Source organism: Streptomyces siamensis (assembly GCF_039543605.1).
In the GTDB taxonomy this organism is placed as follows: domain Bacteria; phylum Actinomycetota; class Actinomycetes; order Streptomycetales; family Streptomycetaceae; genus Streptomyces; species Streptomyces siamensis.
Genome location: NZ_BAABKB010000026.1, coordinates 1 through 16,689, shown reverse-complemented (window position 1 = coordinate 16,689; position 16,689 = coordinate 1). Strand labels below are relative to the sequence as shown.

Annotated in this window: 13 protein-coding genes; all 13 read left to right on the top strand. The window is 70.2% G+C overall.

What is annotated here, in order from left to right; genetic code table 11:
* The first annotated feature begins 283 nt into the window (after positions 1-283).
* Positions 284-955 carry a response regulator transcription factor gene (locus ABEB03_RS28275; protein WP_345655408.1) on the top strand — a complete coding sequence of 224 codons (672 nt, stop codon included), beginning with the start codon at positions 284-286 and terminating at the stop codon, positions 953-955.
* Between the two features lie 159 nt (positions 956-1,114).
* Positions 1,115-3,160, top strand: coding sequence for an excinuclease ABC subunit UvrC (gene uvrC, locus ABEB03_RS28270; RefSeq protein ID WP_345655406.1), 2,046 nt, complete (start codon positions 1,115-1,117; stop codon positions 3,158-3,160).
* The gene (gene rapZ, locus ABEB03_RS28265) at positions 3,157-4,230 is read left to right on the top strand and encodes an RNase adapter RapZ (RefSeq protein WP_345655403.1); all 1,074 of its coding nucleotides are present in this window, start codon (positions 3,157-3,159) and stop codon (positions 4,228-4,230) included. The genes uvrC and rapZ overlap by 4 nt, the downstream gene beginning before the upstream one ends.
* On the top strand, positions 4,227-5,297 hold the full coding sequence (locus ABEB03_RS28260) for a gluconeogenesis factor YvcK family protein (protein ID WP_345655401.1): 1,071 nt from the start codon (positions 4,227-4,229) through the stop codon (positions 5,295-5,297). The genes rapZ and ABEB03_RS28260 overlap by 4 nt, the downstream gene beginning before the upstream one ends.
* On the top strand, positions 5,288-6,277 hold the full coding sequence (gene whiA, locus ABEB03_RS28255) for a DNA-binding protein WhiA (RefSeq protein ID WP_345655399.1): 990 nt from the start codon (positions 5,288-5,290) through the stop codon (positions 6,275-6,277). Before ABEB03_RS28260 ends, whiA begins: the two co-directional genes overlap by 10 nt.
* Before the next feature lie 268 nt (positions 6,278-6,545).
* Positions 6,546-9,503, top strand: a complete 2,958-nt coding sequence (locus ABEB03_RS28250) for a M14 family metallopeptidase (RefSeq protein ID WP_345655397.1) — start codon at positions 6,546-6,548, stop codon at positions 9,501-9,503.
* Positions 9,504-9,693: 190 nt separating this feature from the next.
* Positions 9,694-10,704, top strand: coding sequence for a type I glyceraldehyde-3-phosphate dehydrogenase (gene gap / locus ABEB03_RS28245; RefSeq protein WP_345655395.1), 1,011 nt, complete (start codon positions 9,694-9,696; stop codon positions 10,702-10,704).
* A gap of 122 nt (positions 10,705-10,826) precedes the next feature.
* A complete protein-coding gene (locus ABEB03_RS28240; RefSeq protein WP_345655393.1) occupies positions 10,827-12,038 on the top strand; it encodes a phosphoglycerate kinase in 1,212 nt (403 codons plus the stop codon).
* Positions 12,039-12,044: 6 nt separating this feature from the next.
* Complete coding sequence (gene tpiA / locus ABEB03_RS28235) at positions 12,045-12,821, top strand: triose-phosphate isomerase (RefSeq protein WP_345655391.1); 777 nt, start codon at positions 12,045-12,047, stop codon at positions 12,819-12,821.
* Between the two features lie 143 nt (positions 12,822-12,964).
* Complete coding sequence (gene secG, locus ABEB03_RS28230; protein ID WP_218835031.1) at positions 12,965-13,195, top strand: preprotein translocase subunit SecG; 231 nt, start codon at positions 12,965-12,967, stop codon at positions 13,193-13,195.
* 236 nt (positions 13,196-13,431) lie between these two features.
* Complete coding sequence (locus ABEB03_RS28225; protein WP_003976875.1) at positions 13,432-13,767, top strand: RNA polymerase-binding protein RbpA; 336 nt, start codon at positions 13,432-13,434, stop codon at positions 13,765-13,767.
* A 781-nt stretch (positions 13,768-14,548) separates the two neighbouring features.
* Positions 14,549-15,817: an MFS transporter gene (locus ABEB03_RS28220; protein ID WP_345655388.1), complete on the top strand. Its 1,269-nt coding sequence runs from the start codon at positions 14,549-14,551 to the stop codon at positions 15,815-15,817.
* A gap of 72 nt (positions 15,818-15,889) precedes the next feature.
* Positions 15,890-16,689: glucose-6-phosphate isomerase (locus ABEB03_RS28215; RefSeq protein ID WP_459115353.1), on the top strand; the 800-nt coding region annotated here is incomplete at its 3' end.

Below are 16,689 nucleotides of genomic sequence, written 5' to 3'. Positions count from 1 at the left end.
ACGGGCGGACACGGACCGACCACCGTCATCCCTCGGTCCGTGTCCGCCGCGTATCTCCCGCAGCCCTTCGGCCGTGCCTGACCGCCCCTCGCCCGGAGCGGCCGGCCCTTGCGTCGGCACCGCTACGAGCATCGCCCCGGAAGCCCCCGGTGTCGTCATGGGCAGCCCCCAAAGCCCCTTCCCGCTAGCCGTAACACCGAGGGTCCGGGACGCTGTCGGGAACGCACCGCACCAGCCCGTCGGACCCGCGGTCCGGCCTGGGACGGGCAAGGGGGCCGTGACCATGGACGCAGCGCAACAGCCCGCGCGGGGACGGATCGTGCTCGCCGACGACGACGTCCTGCTCAGGGAGGGCCTGGCAAGCCTGTGCGAGCGGGCCGGTTACGAGGTGGCCGGTCAGGCGGGTGACGCCGTGCGGCTCCTGGAGCTGGTGGACGACCGGCTGCCCGACCTGGCGATCGTCGACATAAGGATGCCCCCCGACCACTCGACCGAGGGACTCAAGGCCGCCCGCACGATCCGTGAGCGCCACCCGGCCACCGGCATCCTGGTCCTGTCGGCGTACGTCGAGGTCGAGGACGCCCTGGAGTTGCTGGCCGGCGGGCACAAGGTCGGCTATCTCCTCAAGAGCCGGATCACCGTCGTGGAGGAGTTCACCGAATCGCTCGACCGGATCCACAAGGGCGGCTCCGTCGTCGACCCCTCGCTGGTCCAGGAGCTCTTCTCGGCGCGACGGCGCGACGATCCCCTGTCGTTGCTCAGCACCCGGGAACGCGAAGTCCTGGCGCTGATGGCCGAGGGCCGCTCGAACGCCGGGATCGGCCGACGGCTGTGGGTCACCGAGGGCACGGTCGAGAAGCACGTCCGCAGCATCCTGGGCAAGCTGCGGCTTCAGGAGGACACCGACGACCACCGCCGGGTCCTCGCGGTGCTGACGTTCCTGGAGTCGCGCTAGCGGAGTGGCGCCGGCCCGCGGTGCCGCGTCGTCGCCACCCCGCCGGAGCGGGCCGGTGACACGGGCCCGCTGGAGCGCCCGAGCCGCCCCGGGAGTTCTGTCCACAGGCAGGGCCGGGAGCCCGCCGCGCTGTCGGTCCCCGCCAGTAGGGTGTGTGACATGGCCGACCCCTCCAGCTACCGCCCCAAGCCGGGACAGATCCCGGACTCGCCCGGGGTGTACAAATTCCGCGACGAGCACCGCCGGGTGATCTACGTCGGAAAGGCGAAGAGCCTGCGCCAGCGCCTGGCGAACTACTTCCAGGACCTGGCCAATCTCCACCCCCGCACCCGCACCATGGTCACGACGGCCGCGTCGGTGGAGTGGACGGTGGTGTCCACGGAGGTCGAGGCGCTTCAGCTGGAGTACAGCTGGATCAAGGAGTTCGACCCCCGGTTCAACGTCAAGTACCGCGACGACAAAAGCTATCCGTACCTCGCGGTCACGATGAACGAGGAGTTCCCCCGCGTACAGGTGATGCGCGGCCAGAAGAAGAAGGGCGTGCGCTACTTCGGCCCCTACGGCCACGCGTGGGCGATCCGCGACACCGTGGACCTGCTGCTGCGTGTCTTCCCCGTCCGCACCTGCTCCGCGGGCGTCTTCAAGAACGCGGCCCGCACCGGCCGCCCCTGTCTCCTCGGCTACATCGGCAAGTGCTCCGCCCCGTGCGTGGGACGTGTCCCCGCCGAGGAGCACCGCGAACTGGCAGAGGAGTTCTGCGACTTCATGGCAGGCCGTACGGGGACGTACCTCCGCCGCCTGGAGAAGCAGATGACCGACGCGGCCGAGGAGATGGAGTACGAGCGGGCGGCCCGCCTCCGCGACGACATCGAGGCCCTGAAGAAGGCCATGGAGAAGAACGCGGTCGTGCTCGCCGACGCGACCGACGCCGATCTGATCGCCGTCGCCGAGGACGAGCTCGAAGCCGCCGTGCAGATCTTCCACGTACGCGGCGGGCGCGTGCGCGGCCAGCGCGGCTGGGTCACGGACAAGGTGGAGGCCGTCACCACCGGTGACCTGGTCGAGCACGCGCTCCAGCAGCTCTACGGCGAGGAGAAGGGCGACTCCGTCCCCAAGGAGGTGCTCGTCCCGGCCCTGCCCACCCCCGTGGAGCCGGTCCAGGAATGGCTCACCGAGCGCCGCGGTTCGAACGTGTCGCTGCGCATCCCGCAGCGCGGCGACAAGAAGGCGCTGATGGAGACCGTCCAGCGCAATGCGCTCCAGTCGCTCGCCCTGCACAAGACCAAGCGCGCGTCCGACCTGACCACCCGCTCGCGCGCTCTGGAGGAGATCGCCGACGCCCTCGACCTGGACAGCGCGCCGCTGCGGATCGAGTGCTACGACATCTCCCACCTTCAGGGCGACGACGTGGTGGCCTCGATGGTCGTCTTCGAGGACGGGCTCCAGCGCAAGAGCGAGTACCGCCGCTTCCAGATCAAGGGCTTCGAGGGCCAGGACGACGTCCGCTCGATGCACGAGGTGATCACCCGCCGCTTCCGGCGCTACCTCGCGGAGAAGGAGAAGACGGGGGAGTGGGCCGACGGCGAGGGCGCGCTCACCGAGGAGGACGGCCGTCCCAAGCGGTTCGCCTACCCGCCCCAGCTCGTCGTGGTCGACGGCGGACAGCCCCAGGTCGCCGCGGCGAAGAAGGCCCTCGACGAGCTGGGCATCGACGACATCGCGGTGTGCGGCCTGGCCAAACGTCTGGAGGAGGTCTGGCTGCCGGAGGAGGACGACCCGGTCGTCCTGCCGCGCACCAGCGAGGGCCTCTACCTGCTCCAGCGGGTCCGTGACGAGGCCCATCGCTTCGCGATCACCTACCAGCGCACCAAGCGGGCCAAGCGCTTCCGGTCCAGCCCCCTGGACGACGTGCCGGGCCTGGGCGAGACGCGCAAACAGGCGCTGATCAAGCACTTCGGTTCGGTCAAAAAGCTGCGATCCGCGACAATCGACCAGATCTGCGAGGTTCCCGGCATAGGCCGCAAGACGGCGGAGACCATCGCCGTGGCACTCGCCCAGGCGGCCCCGGCCGCGCCCGCCGTGAACACGGCGACTGGAGAGATCATGGGAGACGAGGAAGACGGGGCGCCCGAATCGACGGCGGGCTCCCCGGAGGAGCCCGTGACCGCGGGCGCCTCTGACGAGCGACGGGGGCAGGAGACATGACCGAGCACGACGCGCGCGAACAACAACAGCAGCCGCAGGGCCCAGGGGCCCGTGCCGCACAAGAAGCGCCCGCACACGAAGCGCCGCACGCGGCGCCCGCGGACGAGGCACAAAGGAAAGCAAGCGAGGATCACCTGGCGGGCGAAGCACCCCAGGAAGACGGAGCACAAGTGGGTACGGGCATCGAGACGGCCGGGGTCCCCGAGGCGGCCATCCCCGAGCTGGTGATCATCTCCGGCATGTCCGGAGCCGGCCGCTCCACCGCGGCCAAGTGTCTGGAGGACCTCGGCTGGTTCGTCGTCGACAACCTGCCGCCCGCCCTGATCCCCACCATGGTGGAGCTCGGCGCCCGGTCCCAGGGCAACGTGGCGCGGATCGCGGTCGTCGTCGACGTCCGCGGCCGCCGCTTCTTCGACAACCTCCGCGAGTCCCTCGCCGACCTGGAGTCGAAGCACGTCACCCGGCGGATCGTGTTCCTGGAGTCCTCCGACGAGGCCCTGGTGCGCCGCTTCGAGTCGGTGCGCCGCCCGCACCCCCTCCAGGGCGACGGCCGCATCGTCGACGGCATCGACGCCGAGCGCGAGCTGCTGCGCGAGCTGCGCGGCGACGCCGACCTGGTGATCGACACCTCCAGCCTGAACGTGCACGAGCTGCGCGCCAAGATGGACGCCCAGTTCGCGGGCGAGGAGGAGCCCGAGCTGCGGGCCACCGTCATGTCCTTCGGCTTCAAGTACGGCCTGCCGGTCGACGCCGACCTGGTGGTGGACATGCGCTTCCTGCCCAACCCGCACTGGGTGCCGGAGCTGCGCCCCTTCACCGGCCTGAACGAAGAGGTCGCGGCCTACGTCTTCAACCAGCCGGGCGCCAAGGAGTTCCTCGACCGCTACGCCGAGCTGCTCCAGCTCATCGCCGCCGGGTATCGCCGCGAGGGCAAGCGGTATGTGACCATCGCGGTCGGCTGCACCGGCGGCAAGCACCGCTCGGTCGCCACCTCCGAGAAGCTCGCCGCGCGACTCGCCTCCCAGGGTGTGGAGACCGTCGTCGTGCACCGTGACATGGGACGCGAATGACAGGACGTGCCGCACTGCGGCTGAGCAGGCTGCGGCGGACCATCCCGGAAGGACGGGGTGGTGCGACCGCCGAGGCGCGCGGCGGGCGCCCGCGCCGTCGGGGCACCCAGCCCAAGGTCGTCGCCCTCGGCGGCGGCATGGGCCTGTCCGCCTCGCTCGCCGCGCTGCGCCGGATCACCGGCGACCTCACCGCCGTCGTCACCGTGGCCGACGACGGAGGCTCCAGCGGGCGCCTGCGCGACGAGCTGGGCGTCCTGCCGCCCGGCGACCTGCGCAAGGCGCTGGCCGCGCTGTGCGGCGACGACGACTGGGGTCAGACCTGGGCGCGGGTCATCCAGCACCGCTTCCAGTCCAAGGGCGACCTGCACGAACACGCCGTCGGCAATCTGCTGATCGTCGCCCTCTGGGAGCAGCTCGGCGACCACGTCCAGGCGCTGGACCTGGTCGGCAGACTCCTGGGCGCGCAGGGCAGGGTGCTGCCCATGTCCGCCGTCCCCCTGGAACTGCAGGCCCTGGTCAAGGGCCACGACCCGGACCGGCCCGACGACGTCGACACGGTACGGGGCCAGGCCACGGTGGCCCTCACGCCCGGCGAGGTGCAGTCCGTGCACGTCGTGCCGCACGACCCGCCGGCCGTCCCCGAGGCGGTGGCGGCGGTCCTGGACGCGGACTGGGTGGTCCTCGGCCCGGGCTCCTGGTTCTCCTCGGTCATCCCGCATCTGCTGGTCCCGGAGCTGCTGGACGCGCTCACGCAGACCAAGGCCCGCCGGGTACTCTCCCTGAACCTCGCCCCGCAGCCCGGAGAAACCGAAGGCTTCTCCCCGCAGCGTCATTTGGAGGTTTTGGGGCGACACGCCCCTAAACTCGCCCTGGACGTGGTGCTGGCCGACGTGGCCGCCGTGCCCGACCGCGACTCACTCACCGACGCCGCCAAGGGGTTCGGCGCCGCGGTCGAGCTGGCGCCGGTGGCCCGGACCGACGGATCTCCGCGGCACGACCCGGAGCTGTTGGCAGCCGCGTACGACCGTATTTTTCGGATGCATGGAAGGATCGGCCCATGGCGATGACGGCAGCGGTGAAGGACGAGATCTCCCGGCTTCCCGTCACGCGGACCTGCTGCAGAAAGGCGGAGGTCTCCGCCATTCTGCGGTTCGCCGGCGGCCTCCACCTGGTGAGCGGCCGCATCGTGATCGAGGCGGAGCTGGACACCGCGATGGCGGCACGCCGCCTGAAGCGGGACATCCTGGAGATCTTCGGCCACAGCTCCGAACTGATCGTGATGGCGCCCGGCGGACTGCGCCGCGGCTCCCGCTACGTCGTGCGCGTCGTCGCGGGCGGCGACCAGCTGGCGCGTCAGACGGGTCTGGTGGACGGTCGCGGCCGCCCGATCCGAGGACTGCCGCCACAGGTGGTCTCGGGGGCCACCTGTGACGCGGAGGCGGCCTGGCGCGGAGCGTTCCTCGCACATGGCTCGCTCACCGAGCCGGGCCGGTCCTCCTCGCTGGAGGTGACCTGCCCCGGTCCGGAGGCCGCGCTCGCCCTGGTCGGCGCCGCCCGCCGGCTCTCGATCGCGGCGAAGGCCCGTGAGGTGCGCGGCGTGGACCGCGTGGTCGTCCGGGACGGTGACGCGATCGGCGCGCTGCTCACCCGGTTGGGTGCCCACGAGTCGGTGCTGGCCTGGGAGGAGCGGCGGATGCGCCGCGAGGTCCGTGCCACCGCGAACCGCCTCGCCAACTTCGACGACGCCAACCTGCGTCGCTCGGCCCGTGCCGCCGTCGCCGCCGGGGCCCGCGTGCAGCGTGCCCTGGAGATCCTCGCCGACGAGGTGCCGGAGCACCTCGCCGCCGCCGGCCGGCTGCGCATGGAGCACAAGCAGGCCTCCCTGGAGGAGCTGGGGGCGCTCGCCGACCCGCCACTGACGAAGGACGCCGTCGCGGGCCGTATCCGCCGTCTGCTGGCGATGGCCGACAAGCGGGCCCAGGACCTCGGCATCCCCGGTACGGAGTCGAACCTCACCGAGGAGATGGCGGACAACCTCGTCGGCTGACCCCGGGCGGCCCACGATCCCCGGAGCCCGGAGCCCGGAGCCCGGAGCCCGGAGCCCGGAGCCCGGAGCCCGGAGCCCGGAGCCCGGAGCCCGGAGCCCGGAGCCCGGAGGTCCCGCCTCGTGTCGATCGTCAATACGCCGGTGCCGTGGCCCACTTGGGTGTCGGCACCGGCGTTTGTTCGTCCTTGAGGCACTCTTGACTCGATCATGAAGTGTCATGAGCCTGGCATCTGTTCGCTGCTGTGGCGGACCAGTGCAAGGGGGGCTCATGAGACGAAGAGCGAGAGCGATCCTCGCCACCGGCGCGCTCCTGTTGGGCGGTGCGGGAACGACACCCATCGCCCAGGCGCAGAACGGAAGTTCACCCAAGCCCGACGCGAACGCCGTGAAGGTGTTCCGTGCCGAGGTCACCAAGCAGCAGATACCCCTGCTGCTCGCGGCCGGACAGGACGGCCACGAACTCGGCGACCAGACCTGGAAGAACGGGAAGACGACGGTCGAGGTCTACGCCACCGACCAGCAGGCCGGAAAGCTGGAGCAGCAGGGCGTCGAACTCACCGAGCACACCCTCTCGGCCAAGGCCGAGGACCGCGTCGAGGACGCGGCCCAGGGCGTGTTCCGTCCGTACAGCGGCAAGGGCAATCTCCAGGAGGAGATCGTCCGGACGGCGCAGCAGAACCCCGGTCTCACCAAGGTCGTCTCCATCGGCAAGACCCTCAAGGGTCAGGACATCCTGGCGCTCAAGCTCACCAAGGGCGCCAAGAAGACCACGGACGGCGCCAAACCGTCGGTGCTGTACATGTCCAACCAGCACGCGCGCGAGTGGATCACGCCGGAGATGACGCGGCGTCTGATGCACTACTACCTGGACAACTACAAGACGGACAAGCGCGTCAAGAAGATCGTCGACTCCACCGAGCTGTGGTTCGTGCTGTCCGCCAACCCCGACGGCTACGACTACACGTTCCAGGGCGAGGACACGCGCCAGTGGCGCAAGAACCTCCGCGACGTGAACGGCGACGGGGTCATCTCCACCGGCGACGGCGTCGACCTCAACCGCAACTTCGCCTACAAGTGGGGCTACGACGACGAGGGTTCGTCCCCGAACCCCACCAGTGAGACCTACCGCGGCACGAGCCCCGCCTCCGAGCCCGAGACCAAGGCCCTCGACGCCTTCGAGAAGCGCATCGGCTTCACGTACGGCATCAACTACCACTCGGCCGCCGAGCTGCTCCTGTACGGAGTCGGCTGGCAGGTCGCGACGCCGACGCCCGACGACGTGCTCTACAAGTCGCTCGCCGGGACGCCCGAGAACTCGGCGATCCCCGGATACCACCCGCAGGTCTCCTCCGAGCTCTACACCACCAACGGTGAGGCGGACGGCCACGCGGGCAACGTCAACGGCATCGCGATGTTCACCCCCGAGATGTCGACCTGTCAGACCGCGTCGAACCTCGATCCGAACGACGCCTGGAACGCGGCGGACTGCGCCTCTGTCTTCACCTTCCCGGACGACGAGAAGCTGATCCAGCAGGAGTTCCAGAAGAACGTCCCCTTCGCGCTCTCCGTCGCCGAGACGGCGAGCCACCCCGACCAGCCGTCCTCCTCGGTCGGCATCGCCGCGCCCGACTTCACGCCGGCCGCGTTCACCACCTCGTACTCCCGCGGCGCCGACCAGGAGGTCTCCGTCGTCGTCCGCAAGTCCGTGCGCGACAAGGAGCTCAAGTACCGCGTCAACGGCGGACGCACGCACGACATGACGCTGCGGCCCTGGCGCGGCGGCGAGACCTACGGCGGTGACGACAACCTCTACTTCGACGAGTACCGGGCCAAGGTCCAGGACGGCGGCCCCGGCGACAAGGTCGAGGTCTGGTTCACCGGTGAGACGAAGAGCGGCAAGCCCACCTCCAGCACGCACTTCACCTACACCGTGGCCGAGTTGCCCCGTGTCGACACGCTCGTCGTCGCCGAGGAGGGCGCGACCGCCTCGCAGGCCCAGACATACGTCGACGCGCTCAAGGCCAATGGCAGAAAGCCGCTGGTCTGGGACGTCGCGACACAGGGCGCGCCCGACGCGCTCGGTGTGCTCGCCCACGTCAAGACGGTCGTGCACTACACGGGCGGCGTACGGCCGGGCAACGCGACCCAGCTCCAGCTGCGGGCGTTCCTCAACGAGGGCGGCAAGCTGATCGAGGCCGGCGAGCTGGCCGGCGGCAGCGTCGACCTCGGCGGCGGCACCCTCTCGAACGACTTCAGCCAGTACTACCTGGGCGCCTACTCGCGTACGTCCACGCCGGGCGCCAAGGGCTTCAACGGAGCCGGGAAGCTCGCCGGTGCCACGGGAGCGCTCGGCGACGCGCCCGGCAACCCGCTGAACGCGGCCGGCACGTACGCCGTCACCTCGGACTCGCTGTCGGCCACGCAGTACCCGCAGTTCGCGTCCAGCGCCGGAGCGGGCCAGTTCGCCGGCACCGTCAACCCGTACGGGCCCTACGCGGGCTCCTCCATGGCCGCCGCCGTGCACACCGACGACGGCTACAAGCGACTCACCCGCACCATCGACCTCACCGGGGTCAGCGCCGCCGACAGGCCGACGCTGCGCACCCAACTGCTGTGGGACACCGAGCCCGGTTACGACCACGCGGTGCTCGAAGCCCACACGACCGGGGCCGACGACTGGACGACACTCCCGGAGGCGGGCGGCGCCACCAGCACCGCGGTTCCCACGGAGTGCGAGGCAGGGTTCCTCGTCAGGGAACACCCCTGGCTCAAGCGGTACCTGACCGTGAACTCCACCGGCTGCACCAACACCGGCACCAGCGGCGTGTGGAACAGCTTCACGGGTGCCTCCAGCGGATGGCAGCAGGTCTCCTTCGACCTGAGCGCGTACGCCGGCAAGTCGGTCGAGGTCTCCCTCGCCTACATCACCGACCCGGGCAGCGGCGGGCACGGCGTCCTCGCGGACGACGCCTCCGTCGTCGTCGGCGGCACGGCCACCGAGACCGAAGGCTTCGAGACATCCTTCGGGCCCTGGAAGGTCTCCGGTCCGCCCCCGGGCAGCCCGGCCGTCCTGAAGGACTGGGCGCGTTACGGGGAGCTCTTCAAGACGTATGGAGCGGTCACCACGAAGGACACCGTGCTGCTCGGCTTCGGCCTTGAGCACGTCACCGCGGCGGCCGACCGTGCGGCCCTCGTCGGCAAGGCACTGACGGCGCTGCGCGGCTGACTCTGTGTGACAGCGTCGTCAACGCGGAGGGCGTTCCGTACCCCTACTGGCGGGTACGGAACGCCCTGCCGTGTATGGGGCATCTGGATGTCACCACAGCCGCCTCAGGGAGGTAGGGTCGTAGGCGGTCGGGGACATCCCATACAGCTCGCCGGTCTCGAAACCGGCGTACCAACGAGGAGATCGGTTCGTGACGATCCGCGTAGGCATCAACGGCTTTGGCCGCATCGGTCGTAACTACTTCCGCGCGCTGCTGGAGCAGGGTGCTGACATCGAGATCGTGGCTGTCAACGACCTGGGTGACACCGCGACCACCGCTCACCTGCTCAAGTACGACACCATCCTGGGCCGTCTGAAGGCCGAGGTGTCGCACACCGCCGACACGATCACCGTCGACGGCCACACCATCAAGGTGCTGTCCGAGCGCAACCCCGCCGACATCCCGTGGGGCGAGCTGGGCGTCGACATCGTCATCGAGTCGACCGGCATCTTCACCAAGAAGGCCGACGCCGAGAAGCACATCGCCGGCGGCGCCAAGAAGGTCCTGATCTCGGCTCCGGCCAAGGACGAGGACATCACGATCGTGATGGGCGTCAACCAGGACAAGTACGACCCGGCGAAGCACAACGTCATCTCCAACGCCTCCTGCACCACCAACTGTGTGGCGCCGATGGCGAAGGTCCTCGACGAGAACTTCGGCATCGTCAAGGGTCTGATGACCACGGTGCACGCGTACACCAACGACCAGCGCATCCTGGACTTCCCGCACTCGGACCTGCGCCGCGCCCGCGCCGCCGCCGAGAACATCATCCCGACCACCACCGGTGCCGCCAAGGCCACCGCCCTGGTGCTCCCGCAGCTCAAGGGCAAGCTGGACGGCATCGCGATGCGCGTCCCGGTCCCGACCGGCTCGGCCACCGACCTGGTCGTGACGCTGCAGCGCGAGGTCACCAAGGACGAGGTCAACGCCGCGTTCAAGAAGGCCTCCGACGACGGCGACCTCAAGGGTTACCTGACCTACACCGAGGACGCGATCGTCTCCTCGGACATCGTCGGCGACCCGGCCTCCTGCACCTTCGACTCCTCCCTGACCATGGTCCAGGAGGGCAACTCGGTGAAGATCCTCGGCTGGTACGACAACGAGTGGGGTTACTCCAACCGCCTCGTCGACCTCACGGTCTTCGTCGGCGGCCAGCTCTAGGTCCGGAGCAGGTACACAGACGTGAGAGCAGGGCTCGGGCAGCGCAAAGGCGCGTTGTCCGGGCCCTGCTCTGTGCACGTATCGTCCAGCTCTCCGGATAGAGCCCTCCTAGGAGTCCACTCATGAAGACGATCGACGAACTTCTCGCCGCGGGCGTGGACGGCAAGCGGGTCTTCGTCCGCGCCGACCTGAACGTGCCGCTGGCCGACGGCCGCATCACCGACGACGGCCGTATCCGCGCCGTCCTGCCCACCGTCAAGGCTCTCGCCGACGCGGGTGCCAAGGTGATCGTCGCCTCGCACCTGGGCCGCCCCAAGGGAGCGCCCGACCCGGCCTTCTCGCTGCTGCCCGCCGCCGAGCGGCTCGGCGAACTCCTCGATGCCCCCGTCGCCTTCGCGCAGGACACCGTCGGCCCCGCCGCCCACGACGCCGTCGACGGCCTCCAGCCCGGCCAGGTCGCGGTCATCGAGAACCTCCGCTTCAACGCCGGTGAGACGTCCAAGGACGACACCGAGCGCGGCGAGTTCGCGGACCGCCTCGCCGCGCTCGCCGACGTCTACGTCGGTGACGGCTTCGGCGCCGTGCACCGCAAGCACGCCTCCGTGTACGACCTCCCGGCCCGCCTCCCGCACTACGCCGGCTACCTCATCGCCACCGAGGTCGGCGTCCTGAAGAGGCTCACCGACGACGTCGAGCGCCCCTACGTGGTCGCGCTCGGCGGCGCCAAGGTCTCCGACAAGCTCGCCGTCATCGACGAGCTGCTCGGCAAGGCCGACCGCCTGCTCATCGGCGGCGGCATGGCCTACACCTTCCTCAAGGCCAAGGGGTACGAGGTCGGCATCTCCCTCCTCCAGGAGGACCAGGTCCCGGCCGTCAAGGAGTACATGGAGCGCGCCGAGAAGAACGGCGTCGAACTCGTCCTCCCCGTGGACGTCCTCGTCTCCACGGAGTTCCCCGACCTCAAGACGAAGGCCCCGGCCAACCCCACCACCGTCGCCGCGGACGCCATCCCGGCCGACCAGGAGGGTCTGGACATCGGTCCCGAGACCCGCAAGCTGTACGCCTCGAAGCTCGCCGACGCGGCCACCGTCTTCTGGAACGGTCCGATGGGCGTCTTCGAGCACCCCGACTACGCCGAGGGCACCAAGGCGGTCGCCCAGGCCCTCATCGACTCCCCGGCCTTCACGGTCGTCGGCGGTGGCGACTCCGCCGCGGCCGTCCGCACGCTGGGCTTCGACGAGAAGGCATTCGGCCACATCTCGACCGGTGGCGGCGCCTCCCTCGAATACCTCGAGGGCAAGACGCTCCCCGGCCTCGCCGCACTGGAGGACTGACCAAGCATGAGCACGCGCACGCCGCTCATGGCGGGCAACTGGAAGATGAACCTCAACCACCTTGAGGCCATCGCGCACGTCCAGAAGCTCGCCTTCGCCCTGGCCGACAAGGACTACGAGGCCTGCGAGGTCGCCGTCCTGCCGCCCTTCACCGACCTGCGCTCGGTGCAGACGCTGGTCGACGGCGACAAGTTGAAGATCAAGTACGGTGCCCAGGACCTCTCGGCGCACGACTCCGGCGCCTACACCGGCGAGATCTCCGGCTCGATGCTGGCCAAGCTGAAGTGCACCTACGTGGCCGTCGGGCACTCCGAGCGCCGCCAGTACCACGCCGAGACCGACGAGATCGTGAACGCCAAGGTCAAGGCGGCCTACAAGCACGGCCTGACCCCGATCCTGTGCGTCGGCGAGGAGCTGGAGGTCCGCGAGGAGGGCAACCACGTCTCGTACACGCTCACGCAGGTCGAGGGCGGTCTCAAGGACCTGCCGGCCGAGCAGGCCGAGTCCGTCGTGATCGCGTACGAGCCCGTCTGGGCGATCGGCACCGGCAAGGTCTGCGAGGCCGACGACGCCCAGGAGGTCTGTGCGGCGATCCGCGGCAAGCTCGCCGAGCTGTACACCCAGGAGCTGGCCGACCAGGTCCGCATCCAGTACGGCGGCTCCGTGAAGTCCGGGAACGTCGCCGAGATCATGGCGAAGCCCGACATCGACGGTGCCCTGGTCGGCGGCGCCTCCCTGGACGCCGACGAGTTCGTCAAGATCGTCCGGTTCCGCGACCAGTGAGTATGCGGTAGCCGCGATACGTCGTACCCTTGCGGGGGCCGGGAGCCTCGAAAAGTGAGCGGACCGCTCACCCAGTAGGCTTCGGCCCCCGTCGTCCATCAAGATCCGAGGGAATTTCTCGGAAAGGGAGTCCAGCCGTGGTTTTGGGGTTCTCGATCGCCCTGATCGTCTTCAGCCTGCTGCTGATGCTGCTCGTGCTGATGCACAAGGGGAAGGGCGGCGGCCTCTCCGACATGTTCGGTGGTGGCATGCAGTCGTCCGTCGGTGGCTCCTCGGTCGCCGAGCGCAACCTCGACCGCATCACCCTGCTGATCGGTCTGCTCTGGTTCGCGTGCATCGTCGTGCTCGGAATCCTGATGAAGGTCAACAACTGATCACCGACCGACATCGGTACGGCAGCACAACTGCACATCAGGCAAGCACATTCCGCACGTAAGGCCCCATGTCCGGTACGCGCCCTCAGGCGCGGCCTATCATGGGGCTTGCGTCTAGGGGTGGGGATGTAACTCCAATCACTGGACGCGCGTTGGGCCTTACGTAGACTGAGGCGCTCGCAGCGAAGCGTCACGCCGACTCGCTTCGCGGCACCATCACGCAGGGAGTTACGACCGTGGCAAGTGGCAACGCGATCCGAGGAAGCCGGGTCGGGGCGGGGCCGATGGGTGAGGCCGAGCGCGGCGAGTCCGCACCCCGGCTGCGCATCTCCTTCTGGTGCTCCAACGGACACGAGACTCAGCCCAGCTTCGCCAGCGACGCGCAGGTTCCCGAGACCTGGGACTGCCCGCGCTGCGGCTTCCCCGCAGGACAGGACCGGGACAACCCGCCGGACCCGCCGCGCACCGAGCCCTACAAGACGCACCTCGCGTACGTACGGGAGCGCCGCAGCGACGCGGACGGCGAGGCGATCCTCGCCGAAGCGCTCGCCAAACTGCGGGGCGAGATCTAGAAGTTGACACCGGCCGGGTACCCACGGGTGCCTGGCCGGAGCTGTTCGGCGGCCCCCTTCGCGGCACGCACCGCCGCAAGCGGCCGAGGTACGGCCTCGAGGGTCCCGCGCCCGGAGCCGATGCGGTGCGGGCCCGACGGGCCATGACCGGACGGCGGGCCGGACCGGTGTGCGTGGCCGCATGGCGGGCCGGACCGGTGTGCGTGGCCGGATGGCTCGGGCCGTGCCGGTGCACGCCGTCGAGTGGCTCGCGCCGTGCCGGTGTGCGTGCTTCGGTGGCTCGCGGCGCGCCGGTGTGCGTGACCGGATGGCTCGCGGCGCGCCGGTGTGCATGGTCCGGTGGCTCGGGTCGTGACGGAGTCCGTGGGCCGTTGGCTCCCGCCTTGCCAGGGTTCGCGGCCGGGTGGCTCGGCCTGTGCCGGGCTAGCGTGGACGGGTGTCCGGGGCAGTACGGCCTGGGCGGTGCCCGCTCCCGGCCGATGTGGCGCAGGGGCGGCGGGCCCGTGACCTGACGGCCGAGCCGCGCCGGGGTGCGTGGCCGAACGGCGTGGGCCGTGACGGAGTGCGCGGGCGTGAGCGACTGTGCCCGGGCCGGGCGGTGCGCGGTCGGTGGTCCGCGTCGCGGCCGAGATGCGCCGCCGAGATGCGCCGCCGAGATGCGCGCGGTCGGGATGCGCGGTCGGGCCGCGGAGCCGGACGTGCCATGTCCCCGGCCGCTCCGAGGCCGATTGTCAGTGGCGGCCCTTACGGTTCTCGAAGTGGTGGAACCGGAGGGGGCGTTGTGACGACGGCGGAGGCGGCGGGCGTGCGCCCGCCCGCGTGGCGCGGCGGATTCGGCAGGCTGTGGACGGCGGCCGTGGTGTCGCGGTTCGGGGACGCGCTGCGCAACTCCGCCCTGCCCCTGCTCGCCGTGCGGCTCACCGACGACCCGCTCGTCATCGCCTCCGTCACCGCCTGCGGCTATCTCCCCTGGCTCCTGTTCGGGCTGCTCGGGGGCGCGATCGCCGACCGGGTGGACCAGCGGCGGGCCATGGGGGCCGTGGACGCCGTGCGCGGCGCACTGGTGGCCGGCTTCGCCCTGACCGTGGCGCTCGGACACGCCTCGATCGTCCTGCTGATCGCGCTGGCCTTCAGCCTGACCACCCTCCAGACGCTCTTCGACAACGCGTCCACGGCGCTGCTGCCGTCCCTGGTGGACCGCGAGGCCCTCGGCAGCGCCAATGCCCGGCTGATGACCGGCCAGCAGCTCGCGGGCGGCCTGCTCGCCGGCCCCTTCGTGCCGCTGCTGCTCGCCGCCGGGGCCGCCGTGCCGTTCACGGCGGACGCCGTCACCTACCTCCTCGCCGCCGCGCTCGTCGCCTCCCTGCGGATACGGCCGCCCCGGCGGGAGCCCCGCCCCGCGGGCAGCACGCTCCGTGCCGAGGTGTCCGCCGGCCTGCGCGCCCTGTGGGGCGACCGGGTGCTGCGCGCGGTGTGCACGGCCACCCTGCTGTGCAACATCGGCATGGGCGCGCTCATCGCCACCCTCGTCCTGCACGTCACGCACTGGCTGCACACGGGGGACGCGGGGTACGCGGCGGCGATGACGGCGTACGCGGTCGGCAGCTTCTGCGGCGGCTTCCTCGCCCAGCGTGTCGCCGGGCGGGTCGGACGGGCCCGGAGCCTGCTGGTGGCCGGATGCGTCCAGACGTCGTCGCTGCTGCTCGTCGGCACCGTCCGGCACCTCGGCGCCCTCCTCGCGGGCATGACACTGCTCGGACTGATGAACATGGTGTGGAACGTCAACCAGGTCACGCTGATGCAGCAGCGCAGTCCGGAATCCATGGTGGGCCGCATCAGCGCCGCCTTCCGCACCACCTCGACCTCGGGAGCCCCGCTCGGCGCCCTGCTCGGCGGCGCCGTGGCAGGGGCGTACGGGCTGAACGGGCCCGCCCTCCTGGCGGCGGTCCTCTTCGCCCTCGCCGTCACCTCGCTGATACCTGCGCTCAAGCCGGACGTATCTGTTGTTGAGCCGGACGACGGCGCGACGACAGCTCGCGTCAAGCCCTGATCAATTAGGTTGGGACCGGTAGTGGGGCAAGGTACGCAGCAGCACAGGCAGGAAAGAAGGCTGAAGTCCGAGATGAACGCAGAAAGCCGTACCAGGCTCAACCAGACCCCCGAGTGGAGCGCTCTGGCCAAGCACCGCGAGGAACTCGCGGACACCGGTCTGAGGGACCTGTTCGCAGCCGAACCCGGGCGCGGCACCGGCTACACGCTCCAGGTCGGGGATCTGCACATCGACTACTCCAAGCACCTCGTCACCGACGAGACGCTGCGCCTGCTCCGTGACCTGGCCACCGCGACGGACGTGTTCGGGCTGCGGGACGCCATGTTCCGGGGCGAGAAGATCAACGTCACGGAGGGGCGGGCGGTGCTGCACACCGCGCTGCGCGCCCCGCGGGACGCGGTCGTCGAGGTCGACGGTGAGAACGTGGTGCCGGCCGTGCACGCGGTCCTGGACAAGATGGCCCAGTTCGCCGACCGGGTCCGTTCGGGCGAATGGACCGGTCACACCGGCAAGCGCATCAAGAACGTGGTGAACATCGGCATCGGAGGCTCCGACCTGGGCCCCGCGATGGCCTACGAGGCGCTGCGCTCGTTCACCGACCGCGACCTCACGGTCCGTTTCGTGTCCAACGTGGACGGCGCCGACCTGCACGAGGCCACCCACGACCTCGACCCGGCCGAGACGCTGTTCATCATCGCCTCCAAGACCTTCACCACCATCGAGACCATCACCAACGCCACCTCGGCACGCTCGTGGCTGCTGACCGGGCTGAGGGCGGATCAGGAAGCGGTCGCGAAGCACTTCGTGGCGTTGTCGACGAACGCGGGGAAGGTGTCGGAGTTCGGCATCGACACCGCCAACATGTTCGAGTT